The sequence below is a fragment of the Marinitoga piezophila KA3 genome (assembly GCF_000255135.1).
Lineage (GTDB): Bacteria > Thermotogota > Thermotogae > Petrotogales > Petrotogaceae > Marinitoga > Marinitoga piezophila.
The window spans coordinates 1,111,464-1,126,706 of sequence record NC_016751.1 but is presented as its reverse complement, the minus strand read 5'-3'; the positions used below and the strand labels follow the sequence as shown (position 1 = coordinate 1,126,706).

The 15,243-nt window shown below is 30.3% G+C and carries 17 protein-coding genes; 7 read left to right on the top strand and 10 right to left on the bottom strand.

The genetic code is table 11. The annotated features are described in order from the left end of the window. The first annotated feature begins 62 nt into the window (after nucleotides 1-62). From MARPI_RS05420 to MARPI_RS05390, 7 genes are read left to right on the top strand one after another with little or no spacing between them, the layout of a single operon-like run. Nucleotides 63-1,358 carry a nicotinate phosphoribosyltransferase gene (locus tag MARPI_RS05420; protein WP_014296586.1) on the top strand — a complete coding sequence of 432 codons (1,296 nt, stop codon included), beginning with the start codon at nucleotides 63-65 and terminating at the stop codon, nucleotides 1,356-1,358. A gap of 40 nt (nucleotides 1,359-1,398) precedes the next feature. Then, nucleotides 1,399-2,274, top strand: coding sequence for a pyridoxal 5'-phosphate synthase lyase subunit PdxS (gene pdxS / locus MARPI_RS05415; RefSeq protein WP_014296585.1), 876 nt, complete (start codon nucleotides 1,399-1,401; stop codon nucleotides 2,272-2,274). A gap of 1 nt (nucleotide 2,275) precedes the next feature. Beyond that, nucleotides 2,276-2,848, top strand: coding sequence for a pyridoxal 5'-phosphate synthase glutaminase subunit PdxT (pdxT, locus tag MARPI_RS05410; RefSeq protein WP_014296584.1), 573 nt, complete (start codon nucleotides 2,276-2,278; stop codon nucleotides 2,846-2,848). Between the two features lie 18 nt (nucleotides 2,849-2,866). Then, nucleotides 2,867-3,487, top strand: coding sequence for a hypothetical protein (locus tag MARPI_RS05405; RefSeq protein WP_014296583.1), 621 nt, complete (start codon nucleotides 2,867-2,869; stop codon nucleotides 3,485-3,487). Next, nucleotides 3,488-4,141: a metallophosphoesterase family protein gene (locus MARPI_RS05400; protein WP_014296582.1), complete on the top strand. Its 654-nt coding sequence runs from the start codon at nucleotides 3,488-3,490 to the stop codon at nucleotides 4,139-4,141. A gap of 29 nt (nucleotides 4,142-4,170) precedes the next feature. Further along, nucleotides 4,171-4,500, top strand: coding sequence for a DUF1292 domain-containing protein (locus MARPI_RS05395; protein ID WP_014296581.1), 330 nt, complete (start codon nucleotides 4,171-4,173; stop codon nucleotides 4,498-4,500). A 21-nt stretch (nucleotides 4,501-4,521) separates the two neighbouring features. Then, the gene (locus tag MARPI_RS05390) at nucleotides 4,522-5,517 is read left to right on the top strand and encodes a bifunctional 5,10-methylenetetrahydrofolate dehydrogenase/5,10-methenyltetrahydrofolate cyclohydrolase (protein WP_041638520.1); all 996 of its coding nucleotides are present in this window, start codon (nucleotides 4,522-4,524) and stop codon (nucleotides 5,515-5,517) included. Between the two features lie 38 nt (nucleotides 5,518-5,555). On the opposite strand, the gene rpsT is transcribed toward MARPI_RS05390, so the two are convergent. From rpsT to MARPI_RS05340, 10 genes are all read right to left on the bottom strand, one after another. Beyond that, nucleotides 5,556-5,834 carry a 30S ribosomal protein S20 gene (gene rpsT, locus MARPI_RS05385; protein WP_014296579.1) on the bottom strand — a complete coding sequence of 93 codons (279 nt, stop codon included), beginning with the start codon at nucleotides 5,832-5,834 and terminating at the stop codon, nucleotides 5,556-5,558. Nucleotides 5,835-5,867: 33 nt separating this feature from the next. Then, entirely contained in the window at nucleotides 5,868-7,064 is a 1,197-nt protein-coding gene (gene metK / locus MARPI_RS05380; protein WP_014296578.1) for a methionine adenosyltransferase, read from the bottom strand. Between the two features lie 114 nt (nucleotides 7,065-7,178). Then, nucleotides 7,179-8,171, bottom strand: a complete 993-nt coding sequence (locus MARPI_RS05375; RefSeq protein ID WP_014296577.1) for a M23 family metallopeptidase — start codon at nucleotides 8,169-8,171, stop codon at nucleotides 7,179-7,181. Then, on the bottom strand, nucleotides 8,168-9,379 hold the full coding sequence (gene hflX / locus MARPI_RS05370; protein WP_014296576.1) for a GTPase HflX: 1,212 nt from the start codon (nucleotides 9,377-9,379) through the stop codon (nucleotides 8,168-8,170). The genes MARPI_RS05375 and hflX overlap by 4 nt, the downstream gene beginning before the upstream one ends. After that, nucleotides 9,369-9,629: an RNA chaperone Hfq gene (gene hfq, locus MARPI_RS05365; protein ID WP_014296575.1), complete on the bottom strand. Its 261-nt coding sequence runs from the start codon at nucleotides 9,627-9,629 to the stop codon at nucleotides 9,369-9,371. The genes hflX and hfq overlap by 11 nt, the downstream gene beginning before the upstream one ends. A gap of 47 nt (nucleotides 9,630-9,676) precedes the next feature. After that, the gene (miaA, locus tag MARPI_RS05360) at nucleotides 9,677-10,585 is read right to left on the bottom strand and encodes a tRNA (adenosine(37)-N6)-dimethylallyltransferase MiaA (RefSeq protein ID WP_014296574.1); all 909 of its coding nucleotides are present in this window, start codon (nucleotides 10,583-10,585) and stop codon (nucleotides 9,677-9,679) included. Continuing rightward, complete coding sequence (locus tag MARPI_RS05355; protein WP_014296573.1) at nucleotides 10,582-11,343, bottom strand: class I SAM-dependent methyltransferase; 762 nt, start codon at nucleotides 11,341-11,343, stop codon at nucleotides 10,582-10,584. Before MARPI_RS05355 ends, miaA begins: the two co-directional genes overlap by 4 nt. Then, entirely contained in the window at nucleotides 11,270-11,617 is a 348-nt protein-coding gene (locus MARPI_RS05350) for a hypothetical protein (protein WP_041638518.1), read from the bottom strand. Before MARPI_RS05350 ends, MARPI_RS05355 begins: the two co-directional genes overlap by 74 nt. 2 nt (nucleotides 11,618-11,619) lie before the next feature. Then, entirely contained in the window at nucleotides 11,620-13,845 is a 2,226-nt protein-coding gene (locus tag MARPI_RS10930) for a carbohydrate ABC transporter permease (RefSeq protein WP_014296572.1), read from the bottom strand. 18 nt (nucleotides 13,846-13,863) lie between these two features. Continuing rightward, entirely contained in the window at nucleotides 13,864-15,165 is a 1,302-nt protein-coding gene (locus MARPI_RS05340; protein WP_050899179.1) for a carbohydrate ABC transporter permease, read from the bottom strand. Nucleotides 15,166-15,243: the final 78 nt, after the last annotated feature.

The window sequence follows — 15,243 nt, the reverse complement described above, 5'->3', positions numbered from 1 at the left end:
TTTAACCTTTATAAAACATTCAAGAATAAATTGGAATATATAATATCTTTGAGGTGATAATAATGTCAAAACGCTTACATCCAAAAGTTTTTAAAGTCCCTATTGACAGGATTAGAATGGGTTATTATTCGGATAAGTATTTTACAAGATATGTTGAGGTGTTAAAAAAAGACAATAAGCATGTTAACGTGCTTTATCAGTATTTTCCCAGAAAGGATTGTGTTGTTGTAGGAATTGATGAAGCACTTGCTATTTTAAGATTTGGAACTGGTTATTATAGGGATGAAGAAAAAGCTAATGAATTGTTTAACAGTATTTTAGAATTGGAGAAAGCTTTACAAAATGCAGCTCATAAGATGGATAAAGAGGAATTGCTTGAAATAACGTCAAAAAAATGGGATTTAAGGATGATGTTAAATGATTTATGGGTTGATAAATGGAATGAAATAGAAGTTAAAGCACTATTTGATGGTGACGAAGCAAAGGATATGGAACCGGTTTTGACTATTGAAGGAGATCCGTCATATTTTGGATATCTTGAAACAATTTTATTGGGAGTATTGGCAAGGGCTACCTCAACTGCCACTGCTGTTAAAAAGGTTGTAGATGTTGCCAATGGAAAGCCTATATTATTTTTTAGTGCAAGATTTGACCATTTCTGGGTACAGGCAACCGATGGTTATGCGGCGTTAAAAGCAGGTGCTTTTGGTGTATCAACAGACGCTAATGCAGATTATTGGGGAATAGAATCATTGGGTACAATTCCGCACGCATTAATTGCTTCATATGATGGTGATACAACAGCAGCTGCAATAGCCTTTGATAAACATATTGAAGGAAATGTAAATAGAATAGTTCTTGTAGATTGGGATAATGATGTAATTGGAACGACGATGAAGCTTGTATCAAGGTTTTATGAATATGTAACAGGTGAAAAATTTATTCTAGGTAAAACAGATCCTTCTGTTATAATAGGACCGGGAAAAAACAAAATATGGGGTGTGCGTTTTGATACATCTGGAAGTTTAAGGGATAAGAGCGTTATTCCAAAGGACAAATCTTCTCTTGGGGTTAATCCTGAGCTCGTATGGCGTGCAAGACAGGTTTTTGATGAAAATGGTTTAAAGGATTTAAAGATTTTAGTTTCAGGCGGTTTTGATGCTGAGAAAATAAAATTATTTGAAACTTTAGATGTACCCGTTGATAGCTATGGTGTGGGTTCAAAATTGTTAAAAGAAAAGATAGATTTTACTGCAGATATTGTTGAAGTAAATGGAAAACATTGTGCCAAGGTGGGAAGAAAAAAAGGAGATTTATCAAGATTATCAGTGGTTTCAAAAAAATATTGGGAAGAATAAATTAAAATATAAAATTAAATTATTAAAGGAGGATTATAAAATGGAAAAAGGTACATGGGTTGTTAAAAAGGGTTTTGCTGAAATGTTCAAAAATGGAGTTATAATGGATGTTACAACTGCAGAACAGGCAAAGATTGCTGAAGAAGCTGGTGCAGTTGCAGTTATGGCTCTTGAAAGAGTTCCAGCAGATATTAGAAAAGCTGGTGGAGTTGCAAGAATGGCAAGTATTTCAAAGATAAAAGAAATCATGGAAGCAGTTTCTATTCCTGTAATGGCAAAGGTTAGAATTGGACATATTGCTGAAGCAAGAGTGTTGGAAGCTTTAGGTGTTGATTTTATAGATGAATCAGAAGTTTTAACTCCTGCTGATGATAAATATCATATAAATAAACACGATTACAAAGTTCCTTTTGTTTGTGGTGCAAGAAACCTTGGTGAAGCATTAAGAAGAATTGCAGAAGGTGCTGCAATGATTAGAACAAAAGGTGAAGCTGGAACAGGTAATATTGTTGAAGCAGTAAAACACATGAGACAGGTTATGGATGAAATAAGATTAGTTCAAAATATGCCAGAAGAAGAATTGGTAACATATGCAAAACAGATAGGAGCTCCTGTAGATTTAGTTGCAGAAGTTAAAAAATTAGGAAGATTACCTGTAGTTAACTTTGCAGCTGGTGGAGTAGCAACACCTGCTGATGCAGCATTAATGATGATGCTCGGTTCAGATGGTGTATTTGTTGGTTCAGGTATTTTCAAATCAAAAGATCCAAAGAGAATGGCAAAGGCTATAGTTGAAGCTGTATTGCATTATGACGATCCAGAAAAATTAGTAAAGATCAGTGAAGACGTTGGAGAAGCTATGGAAGGATTGGAAATTGATAAATTAGATGTACACTTACAGGAAAGAGGATGGTAATGTGAAAATAGGTGTATTGGCAGTTCAGGGAGATATCCGTGAACATGCAAATATGATTGAAAAGATAGGTCATACACCTATAAGAGTTAAGTCAATAGAAAAATTAAATGAAGTAGAAGGGCTTATTATTCCTGGCGGTGAAAGTACCACTATCACAAAGTTACTCAAGAAAACAGGATTATGGGATGAAATTATAAAGAAAGCAAAAGAAGGATTTCCTATTTTTGGCACATGCGCCGGGATGATAGTGCTTTCAAATGGAATAAAAAAGTATGAAAAACAGGATACAATGAAGCTTATTGATATAATTGTTGAAAGAAATGCTTACGGAAGACAGGTATTTTCATTTGAAGAAATATTAAAATTTAGAGGTAATGATATAAAGGTAACATTTATAAGAGCACCAAAAATTGTTGAATACGGTGAAAATGTTGAAAAATTAATAGAATATAAAGATGCACCTGTACTTGTAAGGCAAAATAATATCTTAGCAGCTTCATTTCACCCTGAAATAGAAGATGATCCATCTGTTCATGAATACTTTGTGGAAGAGATGGTTAAAAAGTCAAAATAAAAGAAGGTGAATTGTTTAATGATTCCATTAAATGGATTTCTTGCACATTTTATTGCAGATCATGCATTTACAAATGTATATTCTGATACATTAAAGGATAAAAATAAATTAATGACCCATATATTGTGGAGTTTCTTTGTAATATTGACATTTACATTTGAATCCTTAAAAAGCGTTGCGGGAATAATAGCATTTTTTGTGCTTGTATCTTATCATGTAGGTGTAGATATTTACAGATCAAAGAAAGGGACTGATTTTAAGAAAGAATTAGCATATTTAGCCGGGGCTTTTTTGATAAATGTAGTATTTTTTGAAGTATATATACATTCCTATATATCAAAGGAGTTTGTGTATTATTTAATAGGGATGATGTTTGCAACGAGTTTTGGCTCTTTTATTGAAAGGACATTTAATATAATAGATCCACAAATGAAGGATACAGCAGGTGCTTCAGAACGATTGGCTATATATATATTCTTAAGTAAATTTAAAGCGGAACTTGTACTGGTATCGATTTTTGCAGGACTTTTATATCGTTTTTTCTTTGTAAAAGAAAAATCAAAGGAATGGATTTTTTCTCCAATTTATGGTGTTATAGTATCTTCGATATGGATATTATTTATGAATGTGGTGTTATAAATGATATGGGCAATATCTGATATTCATGGAATGTATGATAATTTGATAAAGGTTTTAAATCAAATACCGGAAAATGATAAAATAATATTTCTTGGAGATTATGTGGATCGAGGGCCTGGTTCAAGACAGGTCCTTGATCTTTTATTTAAATTAAAAAATAGAGCGGTGTTTTTAAAAGGAAATCATGAAGATATGATGCTTGATTATTTTGAAAATACGGGTAAATATAAAGAGGGTGCATGGTTTAGAAATGGTGCCCAGGCAACACTTGATAGTTTTAATAATGATATTGAAGAAAAATATCTTGATTTTATTAGAAATTTAAAGCTTTATCATATTGAAAAAATTGGAACTCAAAAATATTTGTTTGTACATGGAGGTATTAGACCAGGAATTTCTCTTTCTGATCAAGCGGAGCGTGATTTGTTGTGGATAAGAGATGATTTTTATATGAGTGATCAGCCTTATGAAGATTACATTGTTATACATGGTCATACACCAACAAAATATATTACCGGTGAATACGAGGTATATTTTAGAAAGTTAGATGATAAAATTCTCAGCATAGATATAGATACCGGTTGTGTATATGGCGGTAAGTTATCGGCTCTTGGTATATCAAATGATAATAAGTATGATATAATATCAATATAGAGGTATTTTATTTATCGGAGGGATAAAAAATGGAAAGATTAGAATTTTTCACAATTACAGGCGAAGACGGAAATGAATATAATTTTATGTTTTTGGAAGAATTAAAGATTAATAATCAAAGGTATTGGATTTGTTATGAAGCTTTTAAGGAAGAAGATAGTGAAGATATAGTGTTAGGAGATACAGTTGCATTTAAGGTAAATTCAGAAAAGGGTGAATTGTTCTTAGATGCTGTTGAAGATGATGAAGAACTTGAATTAGTTGAAGAAGAATGGAAAAAGGTAATGGAAGATGTCGATATTGATGAAAATGAAGAATTTTTTTTGATAGAGGATGACGATTCAAAAGATAATAATTAATTATAGACAGGTGAAAGAATGATGGAAAATGCGGCGAAACTATTTGATATAAAGTTTATTCTGGATCGTTTTGATAAGCCTATTTTTAATAAAAATCTTGAATTGTTAGAGAAGAATAATATACATCCAAAATTGGTATGTATTCTAACTTCTGATGATCCTGGAAGTGTTTCTTATTCCAGGGGTATTAAGGGTATATGTAAAAGATATAATATAGAATTTGAAAGCGTTGTGGTACACAGCAGAGAAGAGCTGGAAGAAAAGATAGAATACTATAATAAAGATGTTCAAACACATGGTATTATTGTTATGTACCCTACACCCTTTGAGGTTAAAGATACGCATTTTATGAATATGATTTCCCCTGAAAAGGATATAGAAGGGCTGCATCATTCATATATGGGATATCTTGTTCAACATGAAGGTTATGAAGATCCAAAGCATTTAAGAAAATTAGTAATACCACCAACAGCAAAAGGAATATTATATGTATTAAAACGATATAGATTAATATTTGAGAATATAAAAAGAAAAACAGGAAATTATCCAGATAATTTTGATAGAAATCCATTTTCTTTAGAAGGCAAAAAAATAGTTGTAATTAATGATTCACTTGCTGTTGGAAGATCCCTGGCTTTAATGTTGTTAAATGAAAATGCCAGTGTAAGGGTTTGTCAGAAATATACAGATTATGAGGATATTTTAAAGTTTGTTTCTATTTCAGATATAATAGTTTCTGCAGTTCCATCGTCAAAATTTATTATTCCAACAGAAAAGGTGCCTCAAAATTCTATAGTATTTGATATTTCTTTTGAAGGAAATTTTGAGTATCCTTCTATATTTGATAAAGTATATAAGATTTCACCTAAATGGAATCTTGTTAAAAAAGGAAATCGTATTAATGATATGACATTGCACAGGCTTATTTCAAATATGTTTTATCTTGTAAATAGGAAACTTCCAGATAATGATTTATTGGAATTAAGAAAATTTGAAGATAATATACTTAGTCTATAATAAATAAAAATGGTTCGGCTTTTGCCGAACCATTTTTATTATTGCACTTCGCCAAGAAGTTCTTTTACTTTTCTGTGGATTCTTGCTTTCTTTCTTGCAGCGTTATTCTTGTGAATAACACCTTTTTTAGCTGCTTTATCAATTACAGAAAATGCATTGTTTAATAATTCTAATACTTCTTCTCTTTCTTTTTTAGCTTCTACTGCTGCTAATACTTTTTTAATTGAGTTTTTAACTCTTGTTTTGTATGATTTGTTTCTTAATCTTCTTTTTGCTGTTTGTCTAACTCTTTTTTTAGCTGATTTTACGTTTGGCACTTTGATTTTCCTCCTTTTATATTATTTTATTAATTATAATCCAAATGCAGCTTTTAATTCATTAACCTTATCTGTTCTTTCCCATGGGAATTCAACATCTGTTCTTCCAAAATGTCCATATGCTGCTGTTTTTCTGTAAATAGGTTTTAATAGGTCTAAGTTTTTAATTATTGCACCAGGTCTGAAATCAAACATTGTTGTTACTACTTCATATAATTTTTCTTCGTCAACCTTTGCTGTACCTTTTGTATCAATTAATATTGATACTGGTTCAGCTACACCAATAGCATATCCTAATTGAATCATTACTTCATCGGCTAATCCAGCAGCTACTATGTTCTTAGCAACGTAACGTGCCATGTAGTGTGCTGATCTGTCAACCTTTGTTGGATCCTTTCCACTGAATGCTCCTCCACCGTGTGGAACCCAACCACCGTATGTATCAACTATAATTTTTCTTCCTGTTAATCCTGTATCAGCGTGTGGCCCTCCAAGAACAAATCTTCCTGTTGGATTTACCAATATTTTTGTATTCTTTGTTAATAAATGTTCTGGAATTATTGGTTTAATTACGTGTTCAATTAAAGCTTCTCTAATTTCTTCAATTGTTACGTCTGGTTCGTGTTGAGTGGAAATTAATACTGTTTCAACTTCTATTGGTTTATTGTTTTCATCATATTCAACAGTAACCTGTGTTTTTCCATCAGGTCTTAAGAATTTTAATGTGCCATTTTTTCTAACTTCTGCAAGTCTGTATGCTAATTTGTGAGCAAGAACTATTGGTAAAGGCATCATTTCAGGTGTTTCATTTGTTGCGTAACCAAACATAATACCCTGGTCACCAGCGCCAAGCTTTTCGTAAGGATCCTCTTCTTTGATTTTTCCTTCTTTTACTTCTAAAGCTTTATCAACACCCATTGCAATATCAGGTGATTGTTCGTCTATTGACACTAAAACTGCTGAAGTTTCTCCATCAAAACCAAATTTTGCTCTTGTATATCCAATGTCTAATATTGTCTGTCTTACGATTTTTGGTATATCTACATAAGCTTTTGTTGAAATTTCTCCAGCTATTACAGCAACACCTGTTGTCACCAATGTTTCAACTGCAACCCTTGAGAATGGGTCTTTTTCCAATAAAGCATCTAAGATTGCGTCGGAAATTTGGTCTGCTACTTTATCTGGATGTCCTTCTGTTACACTTTCGCTTGTGAAAAGTCTTTTTTTCAATTCTCTTCCTCCTTTATGAAAATTTATTAATATCCGAATTATTATTATACCAAAAATATGAATCAATAGGCGTATAAAAAATTAACGTTAAAATAAAATCTGTTGTATTTTGAGTTACATTTCTTTTACCAGTATTAATTTATATACCTTTATACTTCCCCAGATATCTTCAAGTATTAGTTCTGCAGGATTTTTATCTTTTAAAGTAAAGGCTATTTCATTCCATCTATTTACCTTTATTGGTGTAATAAATGATGAAGAATATAATTTAATCCAATACGTAAATAAATTTGAACCATAACCATAAATAGCATTTGGTGAATACATTTCGTCTTCTCTTATTGCATCGAATTCTATTTCATATACTAATTCATCATTAACCCTTAATGAAATCTTTCTTGGAATTATTGTTGTATTATCACCAACTTTTTCTGAAACTTTTACTTCGAGTTTTGGTAAAGTGGTAAATGGAACTTCAGTTACCTGATCATCTAATAATTTATATGTTCTATTATTTGATCTAATTTCAAATGCCTGTAATTTTCTTGGTCTCATTTCAACATAATCAACAAATTCAAGTGCATCTCTTACTATTTCTATTTCATTATTTCCCGATTTTTTAACTTCTCTAATTTCAAAGTGAACATGTGGAACTTCAGCTTCACCACTTTTTCCAGAATATCCAATTTCTTCACCTTTTGATACCCTTATTTCATCATCAGGAAATTTTATTTCTGCAAATGTATTTCCAAATTCGCTTACCACAGAATTTGCGATTTCTGCCATTAGTCCTTTGAAAGAATTTAAATGGGCGTATACGCTTATTAAATCATAGTCTGGATGATATATAAATATAGTATTTCCATAAACCTTATGATTTACCCATAATTTGCACACATATCCATCAGCTGCGGCATTTACAGGATAACCAATTCTTGAAAAAGATGAAAAATCTATTCCCAGATGGAAATGTGGTTTATCTCCAGTATCTCTATATTCTCCAAATGAAGATGTAAGATATGAATCCTTAACCGGCGGTAAAAACCTTTGAGAAAATACCGTTAAAACACTTAATAAAATTACGGTAAATACTAAAAATTTTTTCATAAAGCACCTCCATTGCGCGCATATATCTTTAATTTTATATCTGTATTATTGAATGCAATTTCCTCTATACCAATTTTACCACGTTTTTTAAACCAATTTTGAACATTTTTATATTCTTCTTCAATTTCAAAAGTTTTTATTATCTCTTCTTCAATTAATTTATCCTGTATAGCTTTTTTTAAATTTTCAATGTTCTCGCCGGTTTTACATGAAATGAAAATAGCGTTTTTATATATGTTTTTTAAAATTGAAAGTTGTTCATCATTAATTTTATCTATTTTATTAAAAACCAGTATACGTGGAATATCTAAAGCTTTAATATTCTCTAAAACATCATATGCGGTACTTATTCTTTCTTCAATATTTTGAGATGAAATATCTACGAGATGTATGATTAGATCGGAATATTTTATTTCTTCCAGCGTGGATTTAAATGCTTCTATTAATTCATGAGGAAGATTTCTAATAAATCCTACCGTGTCAGATAATATAACAAAGAGTCCAGAAGGAAGCATTACTCTCCTGGACTTTGGAGACAGAGTTGAAAACATTTTTTCAGAAATTTTTATCTTGTTTTCATGGCTTAATTCTTTTAATAAAGTTGATTTTCCAGCACTTGCGTATCCCACAATGGAAACTTTTATTATGTCTTTTTTGTTTTTTCTTGTAAGTTCTCTTTGGGATTTAATCTTTTTTAGTTTATTTTGAATTTTAGATATTTCATTTTTTATGGTTCTTTTTTTGTATTCTTTTTCCTGTTCACCTGGACCTCTTGTTCCAATACCCCCGCCGGTTCTGGACATTTCGCTTCCAAGACCATATATCCTTGGAAGTATGTGCTTGAGAGTAGCAAGTTTTATTTGTAACTTGCTTTCCTGAGTTTCGGCATGCTCCGAAAAAATCTTTAATATTACATCTGTTCTATCGTATACTTCAATATTAAGCTCTTTTGAAATATGAATATATTGTCTCGGAGATAATTCAGAATTTATAACGAGCACTTCTGCATCAACAAACGCAATAAGTTCTTTCAAATCTTCAAACTTTCCTTTTCCAATAAAAGTGAGAGGGTCTGGTTTATTTAAATTTTGATGTATGTATTCAACGATTTCTATATTTATATTTTTGGATAATTCTATTATCTCCTCAACATCTTCTCTTAAGTTTTTGCTGTTTATGAGAACTAATACACCTTTCTTAATTCTCATTACCTCCTGATTGATTTTCCTGATGTTGCTGCTGGAAAAGCTTTACGTATTTCATAGGAACAATCATTTTTACTGCATGTTTATAAACTAATGATTGTTGTCCTTTTTTCTCTAAAAGAATGGTGAAATTATCAAATGATTTTATGTATCCTGATGTCTGAAATCCACCTTCAAAATAGATTTTACATTCAATTTTATTTGTTCTCAATAAATTTAAAAAACGTTCTTGCAAATTAAATTTTTCTGCCATGGTCATACCCCCCTTAAATAATATTGAAAAAAGTAATATAAGTTTTTTTATTCATTAAAACCATTCTTAATGATTTTTTTGATTTTTTCAACAGGATTTTTTTCTTCTGAAAGATTTATCCATATAGCGTTTTTATATCCTCTAAAATAAATAATCTGGCGTCGTGCATACCTTCTTGTATTTCTTTTTATTAAATGTATCATTTTATCATAATCAACTTTTCCCTCAATATATTCTAATACTTCTTTATATCCAATAGTATTCATTGAATTTAAGTTTTTGTTATAACCCATTCTTAATAGATTTTTTACTTCGTCAATTAAACCCATTTCTATCATTTTTTCAACACGTGTATTTATCCTTTCATGTAATTCTTTTCTATCTCTGTCTAAAATTATAATTTGAAATTCGTAAGGATTTTCTGTTTTCTGGCTTTTTATTAAGTCTGACATTCTTTTGCCGGAAAGTATATATATTTCCAACGCTCTAATGCTTCTTTTTAAATCATTGGGATGTATTCTTACATAACTTTCTGGATCCACATCTTTTAATATTTCTCTTATTATACCATGCTGAGAATATTCTAATTTTTTTAAATAGCTTCTTAAACTTAAAGAAGATGGTGCTTCAAAAAAACCTCGTGATACTGCATCAAAATATAATCCAGTTCCGCCTGAAATTATAGGAATCTTTCCTTTATTAAGGACTTCTTTTATTTTTTTTAATGCATCTACTCTATACATGTATGCATTATAATGTTCATCAGGTGAAACGAAATCAATTAAGTGATGTGGAATTTTTTCTCTTTCTTCTGGTGTTGGCTTTGCTGTACCTATATTCATATATTTATAAATTTGCCTTGAATCACAAGAAATAACCTCGAACTTTTCGCCGAGGTTAGTGAGTATATTTGTTTTTCCAACTGCAGTAGGACCTAATATTGCCGTTAGTTTCATTTTAAGTATATCACTCCATAATATACCCCTGAATTTTTGCTTCCATCTACTTTATCAAATTTATATTTATCCCATATAGAATCTTTAATGTGGGCTTTTATTACTACCTTATCTTTTGCTACTCGTTTCATTTCCTCAATATCTTCAATTTCAAGTGGGTCATATACTGCGAATTTTCTTAAAGGATTTAGAGCTGATGATTCAAAAACAGGATTTTCAAACATTGGATCACAATAAATTATATCATAACTTTTATCTTTTTGTTTTTTTAAGAATGATTTATAATTTGCGTGTATTATTTCTATTCTTTTTGAAGCCTCTTTTATCCATTTTATTTTAAAAGGATAATATGGCATACTTTCTTTTACAACAAGATATATAGGGAAAGATCCTTCTACACCTATTAATTTTCCATCTGTTAATTGAGAAGCTATTAATAATGCTTCACTACCAAGACCAAAGGTTAAATCCAGAACTGTTTCATTACCTTTTAATTCAAGATTATTTAATAAATAATCCTTTTTGTCGGCAACATAATTTTTCATTCTTATTTTTACAATAGAAGGATGAAAGAAAAATTCAAAATCACCTTTTTTTAATTTTAAAGTGAGGTTCTTTTCAACTACAAAGTATATATCTTTTGCTTTTAAATGCCTTCTGTTTTTATATACTCCATTATATTGTTCAGCGAGTTGCTTCGCCCGTTGTATTTGTTCCTTCGATGGTTTGTGGGATGTTGTTATAATTAATTTTTCCATTTTCAAGGGTCACACCTTTCTTTTCAAGGAATTCTTTTATCATATCCCTTTCTTTTTCAAGCTCTTTCAATTGTTCCTTTAGATTTTCGAATTCCGATTGAGTTTTTTTGTATTCCTCGGTTAAACTGGAATACACTATAAACATTCTTACCATTTGAATACTAAAATAAAGTATAACAAATATTACAGCTATGTATATTATTATAAAGCCTATATTTAATTTCTTTTTTTCTTTTTTCTTTTTTCCAACAACAAACTTTTTTCGTTGAGCCATAATTATCCCTTTAATCCGGAACGTGCAATTCCTGCAACAAAGTATTTTTGCATGAATATAAATAGTATAATAATTGGTATTACTGAGAATGTAGATGCAGCCATTAACAGGTTATACATGGTACCAGATTCTGTGGTAAATGTTTGCAATCCTACAGCCAATGTTCTCATTTCAGGTGACTTTGTAACTATTAATACCCATAAGAATGCATTCCAGCTACCAACAAATTTTAACAATGCACCTGTTATAATTGCAGGTTTACTTAATGGAACCATTACAGTCCATAAGAATCTCCAGCTACTGCTTCCATCAATTTTTGCAGCGTCCCATAAATCATTTGGTATGGTTAAGAATTGTTGTCTTAAAAGGAATATAGCAAATACGCTTACTATCCATGGAATTATCAGCGCATAGTATGTATCAAGCCATCTAAATTTACTTATTGTGATAAAGTTAGGAACGAGCATTACTTCTCCTGGAACCATCATAGTTGCAAGGAAGAGCGTGAATAATGCATTTTTACCCCAGAATTCCAGTTTGGCAAATGCAAAAGCTGCCATTGCTGCAATTAAGATTTCAAATATTGTAGTAGTAGTTGCCATAAATACAGTATTTATATAGTATTTTGAAAATGGTGCAGCATGCCATGCATCAACATAATTCTGGAAGACATTTGCAAATACCTGTGAAGGTGTAAATTTAGCTTTCATAGTAGGATTATCTTCAAGGAACCATATTGCATAAGTATCCTTAAAGTATATTTCTATATTTGAGTAATTTCTGTAATATACTTTTTCAACATTTTCCGGTTTTTGAATTAATTTTACTTCTGAGATAGAATCAGAATACAATTTATTAAATGTTTCAAGAATATTGTTGTAATCTTTTCTCATTTTTGCGAGTTTTATGAGGTCTTCAGCTTTAAAGTTTTGATTTTTTACAAATTCTTTATCAAAAGGATTTAAATATTGTTCAACATTATCAGGTTGAAGTTTATCAATGTATTTTGTAAGATTTCTTATGACCATTAAAGTTCTTGAAAGGTCTTCAGATTTTATTTTTAATATATTTAATGTATGTTCATTGAATTTATGTTCAAGTGCAAGAACAAATTCATCTTTTATTTCAAATATATCATCATTTTCATTTAAAGCTTTTTTAAATTCTTCAGGAATATTGGAATTATGAAAAGCTTTTAAGAAGTTTTCTTTCATATCTTCTTTAGTTGGAACGTTAAATTGGATTATATTAATCTTTGCTGCTTTTTTCTGAATATCAGAATAATTCTTTTCAAAGAATACTTTAAATTCCAGAGAATTTTTACTGTTAATTATTGAGGAATAAATATTTTTTTCAAGAAGCCTATTCACCCTTCTTAAATACATGTCATTAAATGAAACAAATTTACTTTCGAGATTTGTTAAAAGGGCTAAAACCTTATTTATTTCATTATCACTTACAATTCCTGTTCCTTTGGACATTTCAACAACTACTGATGAAACATTTGATAATTCTGTTTTTAGAGAAAAAAGATACTCTTTTAATTCTTCTTTTTTTCTTGCTTTTTCTTCTTTGACCACTGAGGAATCTGTGCTTTTCACTTTTAAATATGGAAGTCTATCTAAGGATACCTTTGTAAATTTATCTATATAATTTATGGAATCTTTTATTTCTTTGTCTAAATATTTTAATAATTGAGATTTTTTAAATAATCCATTTGCTGTTGAATATAAGCTAAAATAGAATTTTTCAAAGGATTCAGGGCTATTATCCAATGTGTTGATTTCTGCAGAAAGATCAGGAACTAATGGATAATTAGCATTATACTCTTTTATTTTTTCTACTAAACTATTAAGTTCCTGATTATCAGCATAATCAAGTTTAGAAAAAGTTAAGGTTATTAACCCTCTTCTTACAGGGTCATCTTCGATAATTAATAATTTTTTATATGGATTATATGTATCTTCACTTTGTGCTGCTCTGAATTCTGCGAGACTGAGTCCGCTTTTAGAACTTCCAGAAGATGAGGTTCCTTTTACATTAACCATAATTTCTGATTTGAAGTTTTTAGATGTCCACCTTGGTGGCCATTGAGCAATTTCACTGCTGCTTTTAAATGATGTAACAACCATCCATGCAAATGGCATTGCCATTATTATTGCTCCACCTATAATTAAAAGATAAACTATTGTAATTCCCATTGTATTAAAGAATTTATTCCATGACATTTTTAAAGGCCTCCTTTATTATGAATCGTAATGTACACGTTTTTTACCGGCAACAAATTGTATAAATGTAAATATGAGTATTATACCAAATAATACATATGCCGCAGCACTTGCCTGACCCATACGCTGTTCACCATAGAACTTTTCAAATACATAATAAACTACGGTTAAACCACTATTATTATATGGTCCAGGAAGCCCTGAATACAATACGAATATTTCAGAGAAGACCTTAAATGCACCAATCATTGAAACTATTAATATAAAGAATGTTGTTGGTGATAATAAAGGCCATGTTATATGAACAAATTTCTGCCATGAGCTTGCACCATCAACTTCTGCTGCTTCATAATAACTTTTATCGATATTCTGTAATCCAGCGAGGAAGATTATTGAATAATATCCAACAAGTTTCCAGATTGAGATTATAGCAATTGTTGGTATTGTCCATTTTTCATCTTTTAACCATAAAATCTTTTCCACACCAAAGAATGAAAGGATATAATTCAAAAGCCCGTTATCGTTAAATATCCATTGCCATACAAGAGATACAGCAACAACACTGGTAACAAAAGGAATAAAGTATATTGTTCTAAATACAACCTTTCCTTTTACTTCCTGATAGAATAACATGGCTATTACCAATGAAAGGAATATTGTTATTGGCATTGACAATAAAACGTAATAGCTTGTATTCCATATAGCTTTAAGAAAATCCGCTTCTTCTTTTGCCATACTAAGATAAGTAACAATTTCTGGTATATGAATTAATTTGATTCCTGCAACATATACTGTAATCAATATAATCATTCTTAATAATAATTTATCAGGAGTTCCTTCTATTTTTTTCATAGCAGCGATGGCTGTATAGGAAAAGGCTAACCATAAAAATATTATCCATTGAAGTTGATAAGATATAACATTCCATAAAATAAAGGTTATAGCACTTATAACAGCATTTAAAATAATAATATTTTTCACTTTTTTATCTGAAATCCTTTTCAAATCAAGCAATACTGTTAAGAAATATATTGTAGCAAATATGAGGAAAAATGTTCCTAAAAAAGCCACGTTAAAAGTCATTGAAACTGGGTGTTTTAATTTAAATAATTGAATGTAATTATCAAAGCCTATAAATTGTGGATTAGCCTGATTTTTAAAATCCCATTTAAAGAAACTCAAAACAAATGAATAAATAATAGGCCAGAATACAAAGATTGATAAAACAATCATTGAAGGTAAAAGATAAAGGTATGCAGTTATACTTTCTCTGGTTCTTCTCCAGGCATGTGGAGATAAGAAGTATTTAGAAACTTTCATAATCACGAATAATACTACAGCTATACTGACGCCAATTACGGGAATAAGAATCTCAGCTGGCATAAAACTTCCTCCTAT